Below are 22,271 nucleotides of genomic sequence, written 5' to 3'. Positions count from 1 at the left end.
TGTTAATTGCCTCCAAGAAGAGCAAAAGTACCGTAGTATACAGCAGCGATTAAAGCTATAGCAGGGATAATTAAGCACCCAATCATAAACACATAATCGCGTTTATTCACATGACTTATACGTGCATGAGATCTTGGGTTTTCTCCACCAAATCCACGCGCTTCCATAGCCGTAGCCAAAGTTGTAGATCTTCTAATAGAAAGCACCAAAAGAGCAAAAGCTTGAGGCATAAAAGCCTTAATCTTACTATCATCACCAAGTCCGCGAGAACGCCTAGATGCACTAAGAGCAGCCCAATCGTCTTGAAGAACACTAAACAATCGCATACCAGCTAATCCACCGTAAACAAACCTATCTGGCAATTTCATAACTTGACTAAAAGCATCAGCTAAATCAGTTGCATCAATGCCAATAACAGTAACAATAGCTGGAACACCGATAGCTAAAATTCTGATAAATGTTGCAATTGCAAGAGTTGTGGAATGATCACTCACGTGAATAATTCCCCAATCAAACCATGTTGCTCCACCTGATTTACCATACAACCACACAGCTAAGGCAGATCCAGGCGCACCAACCCATACAGGCCAAGAAAGTTTAATAACTCGCCAAGGGTTCATTTTAACAACCCAAAGAATCACAAACTCCAAAACCAAAGCTATTGTTGCAGAAAGCCAATCGAGAGTAAACAAAAGCGGAACCGAAAGCAGGAAGGCTCCAAGCATCCTATACACAGGATTCAAAGATGCCAAGAATGGAGAATAACTTGATGCACGAGCTGCCTCATCGCGATGATTCACATCGCTAACTTCTATTCGAGATATATTCGTTGCATTTGTTGACGAAGATAATGCTAAAGATTCTTGTGAATTATCTATATTTTCAGACTCATAAAATTCGTTATTAGTGGAATCCACATTAGTTTTAAGTTCCACTAAACGCGCTCCAAGCGCATCTACTAACTCTCTATCGTGAGTAACAACAATAACACTAACGCCGTCCGCGCGAAGGCTTGCAATGAGTTTTATAATTTGTAACCAAGTTTTACGATCCTGTCCAAAAGTTGGTTCATCTAAAATTAAAACTCTTGGAGCTGCAGCCAAAGATGCAGCAACAGTAAGTCTACGCTTTTCACCTCCAGATAAAGTGTATGGGTTTGCATTAGCATATCTAGATAAGCGGAATCTATCTAACAAAGACTCTGCTTTAGTTTTAGCGTCTTCTTCACTCATTCCAGTTCTAATAGGACCTAGCATAACTTCTTCAAGCACGGTTCCACACGCAAACTGATGTTCTGGATTCTGGAAAACGTATGAAATTCTTTTAGCAAGATCAGTAGACTTCCACTTCATAGGATCAGTGCCACCTGCACCTTCGCAAAGATCCTCACTAGCTACAACCTGACCTTCTAAAGCTGGAATTAATCCTGCCAAAGTTAGAGATAAAGTTGACTTTCCAGCACCATTTGCTCCAACTAATGCTGTGATTTGTCCAGAATTAAATTTCAAATTGATATTTTTTGCTATTGGAGTACTCGTATGACTAATCGCAAGGTTTTCTGTTGATAGAACTACTCTTCCATCACCTTTTGCTGGATCGCAATCTGGTTCGCCTTCAACATAAATCCTACCAATTTTGCGATCTTGTGGATCTTTATACTTGTCAGGAAGCCAAATCCCAAGGTTTTCAAAATCAAGATCTCTTCTGCTGAACACTTCGTCTGGAGTTCCATCTGCAACAATAACTGTTTGCGCAAACTCGTCTCGCGCAATATCATCATCGTGAACATAGTTATTCTCTTCTGTATTGTTCACAGAATTATCAAGACCAAGAACCACTACTCTATCAATCAAATCAATCCAAGGCTGCGCATGATGTTCTACAAGAACCATTGTTGCATTGGTATCGTCTAAAACTTTACCAACAGCTTTTACAATCTGATTAACACCATCTGGATCTAGATTTGCCGTAGGCTCATCTAAAAGAAGCACGCTTGGCTTCATAGCCAATGCTCCAGCCAATGCCAGACGCTGCATTTGTCCACCACTTAAATGGGCTGTAGAACGGTGTAACTGTAAGCCTTCTAAACCTACTTCTTCAAGACTTTTATTAACAAGATCCCATATTTCTTTACGAGGAACATTCATATTTTCAGGACCAAAGGCGACGTTATCTCCTAAACGCTGAAAAATAGCTTGAGCCTCTGGGTCTTGTAACACTAATCCCACTCGCCCACGCGCTTTATGAACTGGTAAATCATCTACGAATACTGAGCCTTCGCTCACACCGCCATCTTCGTCTTCAACTAGAACATTCTTCTTCGAATCAGGCTTTGAATTATTTGGGCTAGATTTAACAATATCACTACCAATCAGCCCAGCAGCACCTTCAAGAATTGTGGATTTGCCTATGCCCGATGCACCAAGCAACAAAACTCTTTGCCCTGCTTCAATTGTTAGGTTCAACCCGCGTACAGCAAAATGTTTGCGAGAAGCATGACGATAACCCCAATTATCAAAACGTAGCTGAGCATTGCAGCTAGCCGATGGAAGGAATGTTTCGGCATCCTGCGTATTAGTTTTGTTAAAAACTGGCGTTTCAAATGCATCAGGCATAGCAAAATCCTTTATGGCAATGATTTTTAGTTATTTTCTATCTATTTTTTAATTTTTTCTTTTAGAATCATTTAGATCTGCTACGGACTTTTTAACGACCTAAAAATCCTAAAATGTCTTTATTGCAAACACGTTTTTGACTTATCCTAATAAACAAAACGTCATATCAGTGATTTACATCGCTGATTGCATTGCAATAAGACATTTTCTTTCGACATAGATATGTGCCTTACTGTTCTTTCACTACGACTTATGCGTTGGCTTAAATCGTAGATCACCATTAAGGCACGGGAAAAACAGATCTCCGTGCGCCAGCATTACCTGGATTCACGTTCAAGCGGTTTCTCTCAGCTTTACAAATTAATGCAAAGCACCCGTGTCGTGTGAAGATTTTACGTCATTGCGTAGACTCGTATACAAACGCTTAAATTCTATATAGCGATTGTATACGAGTTGTTAAGTCTACTTAGTTAGACGATCTAAAAGCAAAGCTTCAGTTACGATATTCGATTTCAAACCAGAAAGAGAAATCGACTCGTTTGGACTATGCGCATTAGACTTTGGATCTTCAGGACCAGTAACCAAAACCTGAGCTTTAGGGAAAATTCGTTGCAATTCTGGAATAAATGGAATAGATCCACCTTCACCCTTATTAATAGGATCCACGCCAAAAGCATCCTTCATAGAAGCTAAAGCGTCTTGAGTTGCTACGGCATTCGGATCCATAGCCCATCCCATACCATTGTCAACTGGCTCTACAGTAACCTCAGCCCCAAATGGTGCGTTTGCAACCAAAAAATCACTCAAAGCTTTTTGTGCTTCTTCTGGACGCTGGCTTGGAGCTGTACGAAGTGAAAGTCGCAAGCGCGTTTCGTGAGCAATCACATTAAAGCTTTCTTCTACAGGATGAGCATCCATACCAATAACAGTCAAGCTAGGCTTAGTCCACATACGAGCAGCAAGAGAACCAGTACCAGCAAGCTTATAAGAATCCACTACTGAAGAATCCGCGCGAACTTGAGCCTCATCCAAATCACGTTGCAAACCGCCAACAGGTTCCTGAGATTTAATTCCAGGAACATCCAAATCGCCTTCCTTGTTATAAAGAGAAGCAACAAGCATTGAAGCAATAGTATAAGCATCTAAAATTGGTCCGCCAAACTGTCCAGAATGAACCTGATGACCAAGAACCTTCACTTTGACGTCTACTGTAGTGTTTCCGCGCAAGCTAGTAGTAAGACTTGGAACATCTGCAGACCAATTTCCAGAGTCGGCAACAATAATAACGTCTGATTCAAACTCATTTTTATGAGCTTCGATGAATGGAATGAAACTTGGAGAGCCCATTTCCTCTTCACCTTCAATAAACACCTTAATATTTACGCCTAAATCTTCACTTAAAGCGCGCAAAGCACCATAGTGAATAGCAATTCCGCCGCCATCGTCAGCGCTACCGCGACCATACAAGCGTCCATCTATCTCGGTTCCTTTGAAAGGATCAGTATTCCACTCGCTTGCATCTGGAACAGGCTGAACATCGTGATGAGCGTAAAGCAAAACAGTTAGAGCATTAGGATCCACAATACGAGATCCAACTACTTCAAAAGCTCCAGGAGTACCATCTGGGTTCTGGGACTGTTCAACTCGAGCATCTACACCAACTTCGCGCAAAACTTCGGCCACATACTCAGCCGAAGCGCGCATATGATCTCCAGTAATACCCTTAGCAGAAACAGCTCCTAAAGAGATCTTCTTATTTAATACGCTAATAACATCTTCCCAAGCGTTTTGCACGCGCGAACGCACATCATCAACCTCTAAACCAGCCATAAGTCCTCCAAAAAAACAGTAGATTAGTAAAAACATTAGTTGAATTACTATTATCAGACTATTCATAACCAACGAAATTGCTCATAACGCGTCTAGTCTGTTGGGTAATCTGCAAACATGACATGGAATCCATTCGTAAAAAAATCTGCTGATAATGGTGCACAAAATGGCGATCAATCAGCGACTAATGAAAATAGTGAAAATAAAATAGAAAATAAGGCAAAGACTCGCACAAAAAACGCTCCAACGCCGAAGCAAAGCGAAGCTACAGCGCAGAATCTTAGACCGTTAGTTCCAACGGATAGAAAAGCAAGCGCAAAGGCTGCGCGAGCTAGATTGCGCGAAAAAGAAAATGCTCAATACGATGCGATGAAAAATGGAGACTTAGCTCATATGCCAAAGTCGGAGCAGCTTCCATGGAGAGTTTATATTCGAGATTATGTAGATGCGCGTTTCAACATTGGCGAATTTTTTGTTCCGTTTGCAATCGTGATTATGCTCTGCATATTCTTAACTCAAAACTTCTTATCCACTAAGTATATTGCTCTATATTTTGCTCTTGCGATTGTTCTTTACGCATATCTTTTTGCTGCAATTATTGACGTTATAATAATGTGGCGTAAGCTTCGTAAAGAGCTTGTTAAACGATATGGCGAAGTTTCTGTTGGCAAAAGTTCTAGATCCGCTATGTATGCTTGCAGTCGAGCAATACAAATGCGCAGATGGAGACTTCCAAAGCCGAGTACACCAAAGCGCGGTAATTGGCCTAAATAAATCGCTAGTATACTAACAAAGCTATGATTTATAGCATAAGCGTGTTTAGGGTATGATTACTAAGCAATAAAGCAACAAAATACAAAGCAATAAAACGCTAATATTATGTATTAGGGGATAAACGCAAATGGCAAACGATAAAGCAAAAGGCATTAAGAAGCCAGGCATGATTTCACAGATTGTGCGTATTTACAAGTACACGCATACAGACGATAAGCAGCTTCCACTTTGGCTTGGCTTAGCTTTTGTAGCTCCTGTTGTGCTGTGCATTGTAGCTGGTGTTATTATTAGATGGTCCATTTTGACTTGGATTATGATGGTAATAACAGCGCTTATGCTGGGTCTTTTACTGTTTACTGTTGTTCTCACTAAACGCGCAGATAAGGTTGGCTATGCAAGACTAGAAGGAAAGCCTGGAGCTGCAGCTGGCATTGTCTCTGCTATCAACAAAGGCGGATTTACTTTCCCTCAACAACCTGTGTGGGTTGATCCTCGCACAAAAGATGCTATTTGGCGAGGAACTGGCTTTAACGGAATCTTCCTTGTTGGCGAAGGTAACTATGAGCGTTTAAGCCAAGCTATGAATCGCCAAGAGCACGCAATTAAAAGTGTTACAGCAGGATCTAATATTCCTGTTTACCGCATTTGCGTTGGTAATGGTGAAAATCAAGTTAGACTTAGGGATTTAAGAAGTAAGGTTTTAAAAGCTAAAACTTTAATGCCTACAAATCACAAGTTTGCTTTGCTTAAGATGATTCACCCTAATCGTCGCTTCTTCCTCACTAAAACTGAGCTTGCAATTTTGAATGATCGTTTGCGTACACTACAGGGCAAATCTGGGTTCGGTATTCCAAAAGGAATTGACCCAACTCATACTCCTCGAGTAAGTCGCAGAGCTTTAAGAGGAAAATAAATCATAGGTTTTAAATAAAAAGCATAAAAATAAACCAGACGTTCCAATCGGTTCGTCTGGTTTTAATATATTTTAAGCGACTTTATATAACTTTATATGACTTTACGCAATTATTATTCGCGCGTTATCTGCGACTCTACCCAATCCACAATGTAAGGAGCGCACTCCTCCACTTGGTCCATTGCAATCTCAAACTCTTTAGGACCTCCGTACCATGGGTCAGCCAAATCTAAAACAGCTTCGCGACCAGCTTGTGGTTTTTCTAAAGACGGATCAAACGATCTATACATGTGAACAAGACCACGTTTTTGCGCTGGAATAATCCTGAGCAAAGATTGCATATGCGAAGCAGTCATTGGAAGAAAAAGATTTGTTTCCTCTATTTCGTCTCGCTCAATCCTATGCGCAAAATGGCTTAACGGCAAAGAATAACCCCTACTTTTAAGCTCTCTTTGCGCACGCCTATCAATCGGATTCCCGTATTCTTCGTCGCTTACGCCGCATGATTTTACAGCAACAACATCGCTTAATCCTCTAAGCTTAAACTCGTTACGCAAAACTATTTCTGCCATTGGAGATCTGCAAATATTCCCTGTACAAACCGTCATAACAACATACGGATGCTTAGCATCTACGTGAATTTTGTTTAAAGATTCCATACATATCCTTAATCTAGTTTATTTTTTAGCTTTAATTGGCTTATATACCATAAACTTGTATTTTACGTCGAATTGTTTTGCACCAACTTTTATAGCTGATTCTTGCCAATCGCCATCACGTGCAACTTTCCACAATCCATCATCTACAAGTCTCTGAATGTTAGGAGCAAACGTATCCGCTTCTACTCTGGTGTCAATTTGAGTTACGTATGCAGCGTCAACAATTTTTGACTCAATCACTTCTTTAAAAATTGCTCCGCCTCCAGTAATCCAAATTGCGCTACCATCTTTAGGTAAATCCAAAGAATCTACATGCTCAATAGGATTATCTTCAATCCATTTTCTTGCGTAGCATATTGCTTCTTCAATGCTTGTAAAACTTTTTGCACCATCTGGATTAAAATCTGGATTCCTAGAAACAACAATATTTTCTCGCCCAGGAAGAGGACGGAACTTTTCTGGCATAGAATCCCAAGTTCCCCTACCCATTATTACTGGGCAAGAAATTGTCATGGCTTTAAAATAGCGCAAATCTGGAGAAAGTCTCCATGGCATACCACCATTTACACCCATTGCCCCTACGCGTCCTTCAAGATCGTATGCCTGTCCCCAAATTAAACGCACAGGAATATCGTTTGCCATAAAACTCCTACTCAAAAACTCAAACTAATAAGCAACTAATAAATAAGATCACACAGCTACAGGAGCTTTAATCGTAGGATGATGCTTATAATCAACAACCTTAAAATCACTGTACTCATAGTCAAAAATTGAATCAGCTTTATGAATTTCAATCTTAGGGTAAGGATATGGCTGTCTAGAAAGCTGTTCTAAGACTTGCTCTACGTGATTATCGTAAATATGGCAATCGCCACCAGTCCAAACAAACTCTCCTGGCTCTAATCCTGCTTGCTGAGCCATCATCATTGTTAAAAGCGAGTAAGAAGCAATGTTGAATGGCACGCCAAGGAACATGTCGCAAGAACGCTGGTAAAGCTGGCAAGAAAGCTTGCCGTCAGCAACGTAGAACTGGAAAAGCGAGTGACAAGGAGGCAAAGCCATGTTTTCAACTTCTGCAGGATTCCAAGCACTGACAATCATCCTTCTAGAATCAGGATGATTTTTCATAAGATTAAGAACATTAGCAATCTGGTCGATTGTGCGATTAGGATTTTCTTGCGTAGGCGCTGGCCAACTACGCCACTGAACGCCATAAACAGGACCTAAATCGCCATTTTCATCTGCCCACTCATCCCAAATATGCACGCCATTTTCCTGCAACCAACGCACATTACTAGAACCTTTAAGGAACCAAAGAAGCTCGTATGCCAGTCCCTTAAAGAACACTGTTTTTGTGGTTATAAGCGGAAAACTCTTGCTTAAGTCAAATCGAATTTGTTGACCAAAAAGAGATATTGTTCCAGTACCAGTGCGATCCGATTTTAAAGTACCTTCCATAAGTATTTTTCTAACCAAATCCTCATAAGGTGTAGGAATATCGGAAGTAGGTTTCTGTGGTACGCGAGAGCGGATATCCGCAAGTTCTTCTTGAGTTAAAGTCATGAGATTATTTTATCATTAGCTAAATTCAACACCACCAAAAGTAAATATAAGAAATATAAGAACAAGAATCAAACTGAAATCAAAGCATGCTAGTTATAATAGGTTTGTCTTAAAAAATAAAAGTTAAAAACAAATAGACATAAGCACAAACATAATCACAATGTGTGAATGTATAAAAATGCAAAGGAGCAAAAATGACTAGAAGAATATGGGTTGAACGTTTAGAAGACGGATCTTGGCAAGCACAAAGTGATGATGGCGCAACACTCAAATTTGGTAAAGGAGAAGGGCAATTTTCACCGGTAGAATTAATGCAAATAGCATTAGCTGGATGTACAGCTTTAAGCAGCCAGTACGCTGTTGAGCATGCGCTCGGAGAAGGAAAAGGTGCTCGAGTTCTTGTAAATGGAACTTATGATCCAGAAGAAGGAACTTACTTAAGATTCCAAGAAGATGTAACAGTTGATGCTACAAACGCAAAACCTGCTTTAAACGATGAGAATGCAAAAGAACTAAAAGAACGCATGGAAAGACATATCAACAAGGGTTGCACAGTTAAGCACACTCTTGAACGAGGCGCGCAAGTGCGTGTAACAGTAAATGTGAGACACTAAAAACGCTAAAAATCACAATTTGTGGCGCAATAACTTACACAATGCTACACTTTTAAGGTTGTTAGAGCTATTTATGTAACTGGAGGAAACTTTGAAAATCGCGATTTTTACAGAAACATATCCACCATACATAAATGGCGTAGCAACGCAATCCTACATGCTTAAAAAAATGTACGAGGAACTTGGACACGAGGTTCTTGTTGTTACAGTCGGATCCGAAAGACAGCGAAAAACTAAGCTTGTAGACGGAGTTGTATACGTTCCAGGAATACTTCTTAAAAAGTTATACAAGTATAGGGTTGCAATTCCGATTGGAAACATGCGCAAAAAATTCCCTATCAACTTTAAACCAGATGTTATTCATATACAAAACGAGTTTGGCATTGGTGAAATAGGTCTAGAAGTTGCTAAAAAAGAGCATGTTCCTGTTATTTATACTCTTCATACAGAGTACGATAAGTTCCTGTTTTATATTGGTCTAAAGCATTTTACAGAGTTTTCTAGGAATATTTCAGCAAAATATTTTACGCGATTTTCTAAAAACGCAACAATTATTACTAGTATGTCTGCTAAGGCTCAAGCTTATATTGATCGTCAAAAAGTCGATAAAAAAGTTGTTGTTCTTAGCAATGCAGTTGAATATAAAAAGTTCTTGCCTACACCAGAGCGAATTGCTTTTAGGAAAGAATTCCGTAAAAAATACGGTATTGCTGATTCTACGAAACTCTTCGTTTTTGTTGGAAGAATCGGAGCAGAAAAGAATATCTCTGAGCTGATTGATAACTTTATGTATTGTGATTTTCCGCGCGAATTAGCTAGACTCGTTGTTATTGGCGGAGGACCTGATTTAGAAGACTTGCGTAAGAAAGTAGCTAGCAAAGGATTTGAAGATAGAGTCTACCTACTAGGTCCTATTGAACACACGCAAATTCCTAAGTATTTGCACGCTATGGACTACTACACTACCGCTTCCCTATCGGAGATGCATTCACTTTCTATGCTTGAAGCCATGGCATCTGGATTATTTGCTCTCGTAAAGCACGATATCCCTAATGAAAATCAGATTATTAGTGGCAAAAATGGTTATCAGTGGGATTCTAGAGAAGACTTTAAACAAGTGTTTAGTCGCGTTCTTAACATGAGCGAAGAAGAGCAAGCACAACTAAAAGCAAATGTTCTTGAATACTCAAAGAACAATGACTTCAAAAAGCAAGCTCAAGAGTTAATTAAAATTTATAAACTTGCTATTGAAATGAACAATAACGAACTCGCTAAAAAACGTGCTGCTCGCGAAGCAAGACGCGCGCGCTTTTTACTTAAAAACAAGTAAAAATCAAAATAGTTGCTAGCTTTGAAACAAAATAGCGTCCAAAACACTGTTTTAGTGCTCTGGACGCTATTTTCTACTACAAGCTACTAGTGAAGCGGATCAATAGTTTGCTCGATTTCTTTAGCAGCTTCAACACCAGCTTTTGGAACATCAACTGTATGAACGCCACTTATAGAATCAATAGCACTAGTATCGTTACTTATCTTAGACTGCTGTGCTACTTGAGCAGCGCTTAACTCCACATACTTACGTGGAACCACATACACTGGTCTAGAGGAATGCTGTAACAGACCCTGACTAATAGAACCAAGAAGCAATCCTGTAAAACCACCCCTGCCCCTAGAGCCAACAACAACCAAATCATTGTTTAAGCTCGCTTGAGTCAAAGCGTTTACAGCAGAGCCTGGAACTACAGAACGATGAATCTTTAGATTTGGCAAACGCTGCAAAATAGGCTTTACTCTCTCATCAAGATCTTCCATATAAGATCCCATAACAGCAGTGTCACCTTCCGCACCCTGAACGCTAGGAACAGCAGAAATCACATCTAATTGCGCATTCCAACTATCAGCCAAATCTGCAGCAATCTCAAGAGCTTTTAATCCCCACTTAGACTCGTCAGAACCAACAGCAATCTTAGAAATCTTATTGTTCAAGTGAATTCGCTGACCATCATCATCCGTATATGGAACAACAACAATTGGGCAATAAGCGTAGGCTGGAAGCGAAGAACTTGTTGTGCCGAGCAAGCGCTCAGCCAATCCGCCTTTACCTCGGTTACCAATAACAATAAGCTGATAGTTCCTAGAAAGCTCTACAAACACAGAAGAAGGATCGCCAGTAACAATTAACGTTGTTGCATCCACGCCCTGTTCTAAAGCTACAGCTTTTGCTTTAGAAAGAATCTCCTGTGCATCTTGATGAGCAACATTATCATCACCAATCGCAGTATAAGTCGCATCAAAAGATACAGCTGCATAACTAGGTAAAGAATATGCACAAACTATTTGAAGCTGTAATCCAGCATGCTTAGCATAATTAGATGCCCACCATACAGCCTTATAGCTCGCATGAGAACCATCAACACCTACAAGAACAGCTTTTTCTTGTGTAATAACATCTTGTGCCATCTAGATCCTCCTAGCATCGCGCGATTTTTTATTTTCTTAAATACTTTAAATACTAGAATAGCGCGTTTAAGGTAGTCGCGTCTATCGCGACACAACAAACCTAAGGATTAACGGCAAAATTAATTAAAAATAACCTAAAAACGCATCAAAACTACTAACAAAAACTAAAAGTGGTATCCATAAAATCATGAATACCACTCAAAAATCAAATTGTCAGAAGATTCTACGAATAGAATAAGATCCTGAAAAAACATATCTAATAGGATCATACTGAGTTCCAGCATACTGAGAATTAATAACCATTCCATTGCCAACATAAATAGATGCATGAGTACCATTGGCAATTATGTCACCAGGCTGAGCCTGAGCTAAACTCGGAACAGCCGTACCTACAGTAGCCTGAGCTCCAGAAGTTCGCGGCAAAGAAATACCCATATTGGCAAAAACGTACTGCACAAAACCAGAGCAATCCCAACCAGCAGGAGTTGTTCCACCAGAACGATAAGGCACTTTACCTAAAAACTGAGCAGCAAAATTAAGCATCGCAGAAACAGACTGATTATCTGGAGGAGCAACAAAGTACGTCATAGGCCCAACGCCATTACGTGCTCCAGAACGGCTTGCAGCAGCGTCGAAGCCATCAGCAGAATTATTCTGCGCCTGTTGATGTTGCAGGCGAGACTGTTCAAGCGCAAGTTCAGAAGCACTCTTAGTCTGCGGAACATCCAAAGACTCAATACCACCCCAATGAGAATTAGCATCAACATCGGTAGAAGTGGATTCTGTAAACAAATCACGCTTAACATCAGTAATCTTAGGGAAAGAACGTGTAGATGTAACTGCTGATTCTTCAGCAGAAGCGGAAGCACAAGCAAGCGGAATCATAGCAGCAACAAGCGCTGCAGATACAAATCCTGCAAATACAGAAGAAAAAATCTTATCTCGCTTAATCATCATTAGCGATGTTAGCATGGTAATACTACAAACTAATACCACAAACAAAATTCGCACGCACTATTTACAGCGCAAAAGCACGCACAGATACACGCATAAAAGCCAAAATAAACTAGAAAATCGCAAAACGTAGCAACAGATATTAAGATGATATTAAAATGTCAAAATATTAAAATACCAAATAGTCTAGTAATGGATAAATTCAAAAGCTGAAGTTTCATTCGGATTTACAACCCTAGAGAAAGTCCTACCATGAAGCTCCGCACTAGACTCAGATGTTTCAATAGAACCATCAGGATTAATTTTTTCAACAACAGCAACATGACCATAAGTACGATTAACGCCAGCCTGACCGCGACCAAACACCATAATATCGCCAACGTGACGAGGCGTACGATCTACCCAATATCCAAGCTTTCGAGCAGTCAAAGCCCACATCCAGCCGTCTCCCATATTAGAACCAACAGGAAGACCAAGCTGATGCCTACGAACATAAACCCACCAAGTGCACTGGCTAAACTCATACGCATTCCCAGAATCGCCAGAACTATGATTTGGATTAAATCCAGCAGGTAAAGAATTAACGTCTGAATCCATTAAAATAGCAACCTGCGGATTGTTCGCAGAAGACTTAGACATTTCAGAAACTTTAAAATCTGAATTAGAACCTAAATCCCACTTAGACTCATGAGACGATCTAGTAGAGAAAGCGTTTAAATCAGCTTCGAGACCAGCAACAGCACTGCTGAACTTCAAATATTTATCAGCACGATCTAACTTTTCACGCTGACTAGAACGAGAAGCAGCTTGATCATTAGAATCATTGGAAAAATTAATCTCAGAAGCATATTGCTTTGAAGCAAAAGAACCAAAACCATTAGTCTTGCTCAAAGCCATAGACGTCAATGCAGCACCAACTATAGCTACTAAAGACGTAGAAACAATAATACAATTCTTACGTTCTCTAGATTCACGAGCTAAACGAATCTCACGACGAGTACGAGGAGCAGAAGACATTTGCAAACTCTGAGCCACAGATTCACTCAAACCCACAACTGCACCATTATTCGCACAAACCGCTTCGGCAGAACGCTCAGAAGTAACACTGGAAGTATGAGAAGACGAAAAAAGCATAAAAGGCGAAACAAAACGCCCCTTTGCTTTCTTAGCACCATGTGCACCATGTCTCATAAAAAACCACTCCCGAAATTGTTTAAAGCGTCACGTCAAAACGGCACCTACAAAGCTCAAGATTACAACGTGGTACGGATGTGATAAAAATAGTGTCGAAAAAGAAAATAGCAAAATTTAAACGTATATCATAAACGTATATCATCAAAAAAATATAACCAAAAATTGATATTAGACATTACTAGATGTATGGTTAATCATATGAAGCTCGCACCGATTATTAACCCAGATGCACGCAAAGAGGCACCAAAGCCATTGCGCGTAGACTTGTGCAAAGCATTTATGGCTGGAACAGTTCTATGGCTTATAGCATCAATAATCACTGTTGTGCTCGCAATCTTACACTTTCTACTATGGTTTTTTGCAGTAGTGTGCCTTAGCGGATTTGTAATAGGTATTTTGCTCCTAATTTGGGAACACTTTGACCGTTGGGATTATAGAAGACTAGGAAAGTAAAACGCTTAACACGATTAAGCGAACTATTTTGCATCCGATTTTGCATCCGATTTTGCAAGCGGAATCGCAAAATTAACCGTAGTACCCTGCCCTGGTCTACTCCACAATGTAATGCTACCGTGATGAGTAAGAGCCACGTGCTTAGCAATAGCAAGACCCAAACCAACACCATCCTGACTGCCGTCGTTCTGGTTATCCGAACGATAAAAACGCTCGAAAATACGAGGCTGATCACGCAACGCAATACCAGAGCCACAATCAACAACACGAATCACTGCAAACTGAGAGTCATCAGACTTTAACGCTGAAATCGCCACACTGCTATTTGCTGAAGAATAGATAATGGCATTCTCAACAAGTTTACGCACAGCAGCGCTGATTTGTGAAAAACTTCCTAGAACACTAAGCGAAGAATCAGACTTAACACAAAGACGCACATTTCGACTCAAAGCAAGATCTGAAACTTGATTGTGAACATCTTTTAACACGCTCAAGACGTTCACAGCACTCGCCTTAGACACATCTATAGGCTTCTGAGCACTCATAAGAAGCAGAAGATCTTCCAGCATATGTTCCAGGCGTTTAGAAGACCTCTGAGCTTTTAAAGACACTTCCTTAACACGATTAAGAGTAACATTATTATCCTGCAAAAGTTCTGTAAGACTAGAAATCATTCGAGTAGAGCTAATAAGTTGTTGAGAAACATTACTTATAAAATCATCTCTAGTCTGCTCAAAACGATGCGTAGCACTAGTGTCATTTAAAATAACAACAACCTTGCCTGCTCCAACACTTCCAACAGTAACATTAAGCCAATTAGGTCTAGAAACTGTGGAAGCATCAGACGATTTATCAGTTTTATTCGAGGAAAAGTCGCCAGCAACCGTAGCTGATTTTAATAACACAGCACTGTCACCAGCAAAATTACCATTAAAATCAGAGCCTTCACCAATAGTTATATACCGCTCAGGAGTAAAAGTAACTAAATCAAAACTCTCAAAACCGCCAGACTCGCGCACCCTATTTACAGAATCCAAAACTCTCGGTTGAACAATAGAATCATCAACAACAACACCAAGCGTATAACTATCAGAACTAGCTCGTAAAACATCATTATCAGCATCGATAACAATAGTCGCAGCAGACAGCATAGATAAAATCGCACACGCATCTGAACTTATATCATCTGAATTATTATCAACTGAATATTCATCATCTTCATCATCACTAAAACTACGTTTACCTAAAATTTTTAAAATCCTCTTAAACCTACTACGAAAAATCCTACGCAAACCACCTGCTATACGACTTACAACAGAACTAAAAAACGGTCTAAAAATACTACGAAATATTGGAAAAAGCGAATCAACAACAAACATAACAATTACGATTGCAACACAAATAGCAATCAAAGCAAACACTACAAATACAACCAATGGCGAAGATGTAGAATCCTGAAACATACTCTTAAAGAATACTACAATGCTCTCACATTTTAATATTCGACTAACATTCTACAAAAACACAACTAAGCACACGCTTATACGTGCTTTGAATAGTCTATACTTGATTAGGGTTTAGTTTAAAACAAAATAATTTTAAAACAAAAAACGTCAATACACGTTGGCAATATACGACTGCAATATAAGTCAACACAGGCACCAAAAAAGAAAGGACACACCATGCGAGTGATTTTCAACGAAGAAATGAAAGCAGTTGCATCAAACATCGAACGCATGGCTGAGCTTGTTGCAAAAGCAATGAACGATGCTGGAAATGCTTTATTAAATGCTGATTTAGAATCTGCACAAACAGTTATAGACAATGATGCTCAACTAGATTCACTAGAAGCTAGCGTTATAGATCAATGCTTAACATTGCTAGCTAGACAAAATCCTGTAGCAACAGACTTGCGAGAAGTAGTGGCAACCATGCGTTTGGCTGCGACTTTTGAACGCATGGGCGATTTAACAAGTCACGTTGCACAAATCACAAGACGCACATGGCCTGATTCCGCAATACCAAGCCAAGCAAAAGAAACAGTTGAGGCGATGGTTAGCTTCCTTCGTGTTCTTTCTGTGCAACTAACTGACATGCTTTCAAAGCGAGATGTTCAAGTAGCCGATGCAATTATTCACGGCGACGATAAGATGGATAAGCTACATGAAGACATTTTTGCTCTTGTAGAAGGCGAAAATTGGAACGGCACTAGAAAACAGTTGATTGACTTAGTGCTTCTAAGCAGATTCATGGAACGCATAGGCGATCATTCAGTTGCTGCAGCAAGACAAGTAGTATTTATTGTTTCAGGATTTGACCCAACTAAAAAACCAGAACCAGATAAAGACACAGTTGTGGCATAAAAATACAGTTTTTGAATAGAAATTCAAAACAAAAGTATGCTTGTAAAACAAAAGTAGGTCTGCAGATTTGATTGCAGACCTACTTTTTTAATTTAAACTAATCAGAATCTCACTTCTGACCCTGAGCAGCCACGGCGGCAGCACCAGCAGCAGCAGCTTCTGGATCCAAATACTCACCACGAGGCTTGATTGGCTTGAAGTTCTCATCCAACTCGTAAAGCAGAGGAATAGCGGTTGGAATATTCACCTTGGAAATCTCTTCCTCGCTCAAGTTATCGAGCATCTTAACGATTGCGCGCAAGCTGTTGCCGTGAGCAGCAATCATCACAGTCTTGCCAGACTTAAGCTCTGGAATAATATCCGACTCCCAGTAAGGAGTTACGCGAGTCACAACGTTCGCCAAAGCTTCAGTTTCTGGAACTGGATCGCCTGCGTAACGAGGATCATTCGTCTGAGAATACTCATCGTTTGGATCAATCTCAGGAGGTGGAGTTGCGTAAGAACGACGCCAAATCATGAACTTCTCATCGCCATATTCCTGACGAATCTCAGACTTGTTCTTACCTTGCAAAGCACCGTAATGACGCTCGTTCAAACGCCAGCTACGACGAACTGGAATCCACAAGCGGTCGGCTGCATCAAGCGCGTAATTCGCGGTGTTGATAGCGCGACGAAGCAAAGAAGTGAACACGATGTCTGGAAGAACATTCTTCTCTTTAAGAAGCTCGCCACCATGCTTAGCTTCCTCGACACCCTGCTCAGTCAGCGGTACATCAACCCAACCAGTGAACTGATTGGTCTTATTCCATGCGCTCTGACCATGTCGGAGCAATACTAATTTATATGTCATAGTTACCCAGTCTATTCGTTTCGTAAGACTACTTACATAAAAGTAAGCAAACACGAAAAATTTAATAGAAAAGCCGATGAATGTTTAAACAACATCCAACGGCTTTACAATCTACTAAAATCTATCAATTAGCGAAGAGGCTTAACGAGTGGGAACGTAATCGTCTCGCGAATGGTTGCGCCCGTAAGAGCAATCAGCAAACGATCAATACCCATTCCCATACCACCAGCAGGAGGCATACCAACGCCGAGAGCCTCAATGAAGTCCTCGTCAATATCCATTGCCTCAACGTCTCCAGCCAAAGCATCCTTAGCTTGAGCCACAAAGCGCTCACGCTGCACAACAGGATCGTTAAGCTCGGAGTAGCCAGTTGCAAGCTCAAATCCGCGCACATACAAATCCCACTTTTCAACCATTCCAGGCTTCGTACGATGACCCTTAACAAGCGGGCTGGTCTCCACTGGGAAGTCACGCACAAACGTTGGCTCATAAAGCTTATCCTCGTAGAAGTGCTCCCACAAGTGCTCAACCAACTTGCCGTGATTCTCAACTTCGTCGCGCTCAACTCCAAGCTTGTCTGCTATTGCGCCCAAATGCTCAACAGAAGTTTCTGGCGTAATCTCCTCGCCCAAAGCTTCTGAAAGCGAACCGTACATGGTGATCTGCTTCCATTCGCCGCCAAAATCGTACTCTTCGCCATTAAGCAAAGTCACCTTAGTGGAGCCGAATGCGTCTACAGCAGCCTTTTGGATCAGCTCTTTAGTAAGAGCACCAATCGTATCGTAAGTACCGTAAGCTTGATATGCCTCGAGCATTGTAAACTCTGGAGCGTGAGTTGCGTCCACGCCTTCGTTTCTAAAATCGCGGTTGATTTCAAATACGCGGTCAATGCCACCAACCAAGCAGCGCTTCAAGAAAAGCTCTGGCGCAATACGCAAATAAAGATCAATGTCGAAAGCATTCATGTGAGTTGTGAACGGACGAGCAGCAGCACCGCCGTGAACCGTTTGCAACATTGGTGTTTCAACTTCCAAGAAGTCGTGGCTGTCGAAAGTGCGACGAAGAGAAGCCACTGCATGCGAACGCCTGCGAACCATATCGCGAATCTTCTCGTCTGCAATCATGCCAATATACGGCTTGCGCGTACGAGTATCGTCGCTTAATTCCTTGTGCAAAGCTGGAAGTGGCTGCAAAGCCTTAGCTGCAATCGCCCACTCAGTTGCAAATACGGAAAGCTCGCCAGTCTTAGAAGAAATCACGCGACCGCGAACATACAAGTGGTCACCCAAATCCACCATCTGCTTGAAGCTTTTAATGGATTCTTCGCCAATTTCCTTCTTGGAAACCATCGCCTGAATCGTAGTGCCGTCACCAGCAGAAAGCTTAACGAAGCACAAGCCACCAGCATTACGCAAGAAAAGCACGCGACCTGCAATACCAACCTCAGTATCGGTTTCTTCGCCAGCTTCAAGCTTGCCGTCAAAATCAGCACGAACCTTTTCTATAGTATCCGTAACGTTAAGATGCACTGGATATGGCTGCACACCCTCCTTAAGCATCATCGCGCGCTTAGCAACGCGCATCTGCACCTGCTCTGGATGCGCAAGCGGACCAAACTCTTTATTGCTTGGATCAATTGCTTCGTCAAGAGTAGCACCATCATTTACTCGCTTAGCAATAGCCTCATCTTGAGCGAGAAGCATCTCAGCATGCTCAACGGTGTCAATTTCATTGGCGTTATCTGTTACGTCATTTTCTGCGGCGTTTTGTGCGGCAGACATTGCAGTATTCGTGTCAGTCATAAACGCCAATTGTAGCTACTAGGGAATACAGATAAGCGAGTCGCAAATGCACTTTATTGTGCTAATAGATTGATTACGCTAATCATTTTTGCAACAAATATACATTTTTATAGAAATATTTATATTTTTCTGTTTTCGAAAGAAAAATACATTTACAGTAAAACTTTTTATTATTTTATTAAGATATACAAAATTATTTACGAAAAGTTACATCATTTTGCAAATATTGCGGAGACCATGCAGCCGAAAAAGAATACAAGCGAATTTTTAATAAAATTTCAAAAGAATTTATTTGACAACGACACACACTGTTAATTTGTAGCAAGTTCACGCTAATATAACCACGTTGTCGGAGTGTTGCATGAGCGATTACGACATGTAGTTGCATCATGTATTCGTAAGATGAATTCACGATGAGTAATCTCTATTGAGTTCGCACAATCGACATCGGGCTGTAGCGCAGTTTGGTAGCGCGCTTCGTTCGGGACGAAGAGGCCGCGGGTTCAAATCCCACCAGCCCGACTTTTATGATGTCTCAGCGTATATGTCCTCATATTCCGCTGAGATTTTTTTATTTTCTATCACATGTCTCAGCACATATGTCCGCTTTCGTGTTCATTTCAAATGTTATGCCTCAGCGAATATGTCCACATATTCCACTGAGACATAACGATAACGACGTTCGATTTTGATGCTTGCAAATAATGGTTTTGCAAAAACAAACTTATTTACGCAAGTGGCTTCCACGCGAAGTAGCAAAACGATTCCACTTCCATGCGAACACAGCAATTCCAGCGCACATCACCGCATACGCATACATGCTTAATTCAGCAATTACACTACCAGTGCGAGCCAGCATAGGCACAGATTCGTGACCCTGACCAGCAATATTTTTCTCTCCATCATTATTAGATTTCTTAATATTCTTTTCATACGTGTTATTGCGAATACCTTTTGTTTTTACAGAATTACCACCATTATGCAAAATCGTAGAGTCAATAGAAATATTTTGATGATTAGGATTAGCGTCAGATAGGCTTTCGTCTGAATAAGAATCAGGATTCACATCCTTACCTAAATCCATATCCTTAATCGGATCAGAACCACTTGGATTAGAACCGTCTGGGCTAGAACCAGGATTCACATCCTTAATCGGATTCGTATCCTTAATCGGATCAGAACCACTTGGATTAGAACCACCACCTGGATTCGATGGATTGTGCGTCACATGCGCAGTGAACGTAACATCTTTCCAAGGCAAAAGAATATAGGCACCAAAAACAGAATCGGACTGCTCTTTTTTATTGTTAGCAATTACATCTTTAGCATCTTTATCTCTTGCAGGATGGAAGATGCCTGTGTGAACAGCATTTACACCTTGCCCACGAACTATCTCTTTAATGCTTTTTGCTACTGGAGTTTCATCAATATCCCACTTAACAGTATCGCCTGATTTAATTCCTAACGCACTTTTTACTTGAGCAAGAGTCATAGTAAACGAACCACTAGCAGACCTACTAGCTTTATTTGCATCTTCTTGCTTGCAACTAATAAAGTTTTGAATTCCATTAATTGAGTAAGTATTGGCTTTCTTGGTTGCAGGATCTTTGCCTTGCAATACATCCGCTACGCAATTAACAGTTTTACTATTCTTACCGCTTGTCTTGAAAGTTACTTTAATGTAGTCTCGTACTTTACGAATAATTGTTTTCGTACTAGTAACAGGCCTTTTAGCAGGCTCGTTTGACTTTTTAGAGGATTTTGTATTAGTAATAAGATCAATATTCTCACCTGGATTTACACCTGATATTCCAGAGGAATCACGCCAAACGCCTACTGGAATAGAGGAATAAATATTGACGCGAGGAAATGTTACGTCACGCAAATTATTGGTATATAACATATTTGAAGAAGTACTTACTTTATAGGTCTTACCATTACCATCAGGAATATCTACAGTTCCTTGAGGAACCGTCCATCCGCTAATATTTAAAGATTGAATACCAGATCCTTCAAACATATAATGCATGTCTGTGACTTTTTTAGTATTCCAGTTAGACACATCAATAGACTTCAAGTTGGAATCGTTATAAAACATTGAAGACATATTTGTTACATTGCTTGTATTCCATTTTTTACCAAATTTTATCGATTTAAGATTTGGCATTAATGCAAACATCGCATACATTCCGCCTAACGTTTCGGTTTTATCTGTTCCTGCTGCGGAAGTATCCCATTTAGATAAGTCTAAAGTAGTTAAACCAGTCTTAGCAAATGTTTGATAGAATTCAACTACCTTTGATGTTTTTAAATCAGCAATATTATTGAGTTCGTTTAATTTTTGATCACCCGTAAACATGTTATTAATACGAGTTAAACTGGCTTCTTTTTGTTTAAACAACGTCAAAGTCGTCAGAGCTTTCATATTCATAAACATGCCTTGAGCTAATTCCAAATTAGGAACTTTCCAGCTTTCTAGGTCTAAAGTTGCAATAGAAGAGCATCCGTCGAACATGCCATCAGCATTAACAACATTAGTTAAATCCCAGTTTTCAATACCACCAATATGTTTAAGTTTTGTGCAATCCTCAAACATATATGCCGTTGTAACAATGTCGGCTTGGTTTTTATCTTTGCTTTTATCTTCTTTAAACTTAATGTTATTTATATTTTCAACACTCTCCAAATTGTTCATGTCCTTAAACATGTTCTCAGATACACTCATCGTAATTTGTTTATCAAATACAACTTTAGTAATTTTGCTAGCAACAGTTGATAATTCGAACTTTGAGTTGTTTACATGTACTGTACTGTTTTTCAACTGTGTAGTTATACGAGCTATTTGCTTATCATCAACAGGCTTAATATGAAGAGTTAGAGTTCCTTCTTCATTCTTATCATTATTTTTTTCTAGTTTAATATTCAAATTAATGCCAGAGGAAGCTGTTCCCCATTCATTATAGATGTTACTCGCTGATGGTTCAGATTCAGCGGAAGACCTTTCTGCAGTTTTTGTAACATCTGTTTCAGGACTCTCACTAACCTTAGTATTAGAAGTAGTTCTAGATATACTTTTAGATACACCGCTAGCAGTTTCAGCATTAGCTACATTGCCAGTAAACTCCATTGTCATTGCAATAGTCGCAAAAACAGCAACCAAACCAATAACGTTATTATGCAGACTACCCCTCATTGAAGTCCTCCGAGTTACACAATCCCATCGTTAG

At 40.2% G+C, this 22,271-nt stretch carries 18 protein-coding genes and 1 tRNA gene; 7 read left to right on the top strand and 12 right to left on the bottom strand.

From position 1 onward, the window contains the following. Positions 1 to 2: 2 nt before the first annotated feature. Complete coding sequence (locus ABVC65_RS04050) at positions 3 to 2,615, bottom strand: ATP-binding cassette domain-containing protein (protein WP_020761686.1); 2,613 nt, start codon at positions 2,613 to 2,615, stop codon at positions 3 to 5. A 462-nt stretch (positions 2,616 to 3,077) separates the two neighbouring features. Continuing rightward, a complete protein-coding gene (locus ABVC65_RS04045) occupies positions 3,078 to 4,445 on the bottom strand; it encodes a dipeptidase (RefSeq protein WP_004124908.1) in 1,368 nt (455 codons plus the stop codon). 117 nt (positions 4,446 to 4,562) lie between these two features. On the opposite strand from ABVC65_RS04045, the gene ABVC65_RS04040 reads away from it, so the two are divergent. Next, positions 4,563 to 5,219, top strand: a complete 657-nt coding sequence (locus ABVC65_RS04040; RefSeq protein ID WP_004124898.1) for a DUF3043 domain-containing protein — start codon at positions 4,563 to 4,565, stop codon at positions 5,217 to 5,219. A 127-nt stretch (positions 5,220 to 5,346) separates the two neighbouring features. Next, on the top strand, positions 5,347 to 6,132 hold the full coding sequence (locus ABVC65_RS04035) for a DUF4191 domain-containing protein (protein ID WP_020761684.1): 786 nt from the start codon (positions 5,347 to 5,349) through the stop codon (positions 6,130 to 6,132). 113 nt (positions 6,133 to 6,245) lie between these two features. Here ABVC65_RS04035 and ABVC65_RS04030 read toward each other — a convergent pair whose 3' ends face one another. Genes ABVC65_RS04030 through ABVC65_RS04020 form a run of 3 tightly spaced genes read right to left on the bottom strand, consistent with a single transcriptional unit; the run spans position 6,246 to position 8,354 of the window. Then, positions 6,246 to 6,791, bottom strand: coding sequence for a low molecular weight protein-tyrosine-phosphatase (locus ABVC65_RS04030; protein WP_004124893.1), 546 nt, complete (start codon positions 6,789 to 6,791; stop codon positions 6,246 to 6,248). A gap of 18 nt (positions 6,792 to 6,809) precedes the next feature. Beyond that, entirely contained in the window at positions 6,810 to 7,433 is a 624-nt protein-coding gene (locus tag ABVC65_RS04025; RefSeq protein ID WP_020761683.1) for a dihydrofolate reductase, read from the bottom strand. Positions 7,434 to 7,481: 48 nt separating this feature from the next. Next, complete coding sequence (locus ABVC65_RS04020) at positions 7,482 to 8,354, bottom strand: thymidylate synthase (RefSeq protein ID WP_020761682.1); 873 nt, start codon at positions 8,352 to 8,354, stop codon at positions 7,482 to 7,484. A gap of 194 nt (positions 8,355 to 8,548) precedes the next feature. Here ABVC65_RS04020 and ABVC65_RS04015 point away from each other — a divergent pair, with 194 nt between their 5' ends. Together ABVC65_RS04015 and ABVC65_RS04010 are read left to right on the top strand one after the other, a co-directional pair. Next, positions 8,549 to 8,968: an OsmC family protein gene (locus tag ABVC65_RS04015; protein ID WP_004121933.1), complete on the top strand. Its 420-nt coding sequence runs from the start codon at positions 8,549 to 8,551 to the stop codon at positions 8,966 to 8,968. A 91-nt stretch (positions 8,969 to 9,059) separates the two neighbouring features. Further along, complete coding sequence (locus tag ABVC65_RS04010) at positions 9,060 to 10,298, top strand: glycosyltransferase (RefSeq protein ID WP_353582646.1); 1,239 nt, start codon at positions 9,060 to 9,062, stop codon at positions 10,296 to 10,298. An 86-nt stretch (positions 10,299 to 10,384) separates the two neighbouring features. On the opposite strand, the gene ABVC65_RS04005 is transcribed toward ABVC65_RS04010, so the two are convergent. The 3 genes from ABVC65_RS04005 to ABVC65_RS03995 form a co-directional block, all read right to left on the bottom strand. Continuing rightward, complete coding sequence (locus tag ABVC65_RS04005) at positions 10,385 to 11,428, bottom strand: universal stress protein (protein WP_004112477.1); 1,044 nt, start codon at positions 11,426 to 11,428, stop codon at positions 10,385 to 10,387. A gap of 213 nt (positions 11,429 to 11,641) precedes the next feature. Continuing rightward, positions 11,642 to 12,400 carry a C40 family peptidase gene (locus ABVC65_RS04000; RefSeq protein ID WP_353582645.1) on the bottom strand — a complete coding sequence of 253 codons (759 nt, stop codon included), beginning with the start codon at positions 12,398 to 12,400 and terminating at the stop codon, positions 11,642 to 11,644. 168 nt (positions 12,401 to 12,568) lie between these two features. Continuing rightward, a complete protein-coding gene (locus ABVC65_RS03995) occupies positions 12,569 to 13,573 on the bottom strand; it encodes a CHAP domain-containing protein (RefSeq protein WP_004112474.1) in 1,005 nt (334 codons plus the stop codon). Positions 13,574 to 13,762: 189 nt separating this feature from the next. On the opposite strand from ABVC65_RS03995, the gene ABVC65_RS03990 reads away from it, so the two are divergent. Further along, positions 13,763 to 14,029 (top strand): hypothetical protein, encoded by a 267-nt coding sequence (locus ABVC65_RS03990; protein ID WP_016815457.1) that lies wholly within the window; start codon positions 13,763 to 13,765, stop codon positions 14,027 to 14,029. 23 nt (positions 14,030 to 14,052) lie between these two features. Here ABVC65_RS03990 and ABVC65_RS03985 read toward each other — a convergent pair whose 3' ends face one another. After that, complete coding sequence (locus tag ABVC65_RS03985; RefSeq protein ID WP_020761679.1) at positions 14,053 to 15,492, bottom strand: sensor histidine kinase; 1,440 nt, start codon at positions 15,490 to 15,492, stop codon at positions 14,053 to 14,055. Positions 15,493 to 15,711: 219 nt separating this feature from the next. On the opposite strand from ABVC65_RS03985, the gene phoU reads away from it, so the two are divergent. Beyond that, a complete protein-coding gene (phoU, locus tag ABVC65_RS03980; protein ID WP_004112469.1) occupies positions 15,712 to 16,392 on the top strand; it encodes a phosphate signaling complex protein PhoU in 681 nt (226 codons plus the stop codon). A gap of 109 nt (positions 16,393 to 16,501) precedes the next feature. Here the strand turns inward: phoU and ABVC65_RS03975 are convergent, their stop codons facing one another. Together ABVC65_RS03975 and lysS are read right to left on the bottom strand one after the other, a co-directional pair. Beyond that, positions 16,502 to 17,242, bottom strand: coding sequence for a phosphoglyceromutase (locus ABVC65_RS03975; RefSeq protein ID WP_004112459.1), 741 nt, complete (start codon positions 17,240 to 17,242; stop codon positions 16,502 to 16,504). A 128-nt stretch (positions 17,243 to 17,370) separates the two neighbouring features. Next, on the bottom strand, positions 17,371 to 19,044 hold the full coding sequence (gene lysS, locus ABVC65_RS03970) for a lysine--tRNA ligase (protein ID WP_004112457.1): 1,674 nt from the start codon (positions 19,042 to 19,044) through the stop codon (positions 17,371 to 17,373). Between the two features lie 448 nt (positions 19,045 to 19,492). Between lysS and ABVC65_RS03965 the strand changes: the two genes are divergently transcribed. Beyond that, positions 19,493 to 19,566, top strand: a tRNA-Pro gene (locus ABVC65_RS03965). A gap of 202 nt (positions 19,567 to 19,768) precedes the next feature. Here ABVC65_RS03965 and ABVC65_RS03960 read toward each other — a convergent pair. After that, positions 19,769 to 22,237: a BspA family leucine-rich repeat surface protein gene (locus ABVC65_RS03960; protein ID WP_020761728.1), complete on the bottom strand. Its 2,469-nt coding sequence runs from the start codon at positions 22,235 to 22,237 to the stop codon at positions 19,769 to 19,771. Positions 22,238 to 22,271 lie beyond the last annotated feature (34 nt).

It is taken from the genome of Gardnerella vaginalis (genome assembly GCF_040427915.1).
Lineage (GTDB): Bacteria > Actinomycetota > Actinomycetes > Actinomycetales > Bifidobacteriaceae > Bifidobacterium > Bifidobacterium vaginale_C.
The sequence above is the reverse complement of the archived record's forward strand: the minus strand, read 5'-3'. Positions and strand labels throughout refer to the sequence as shown.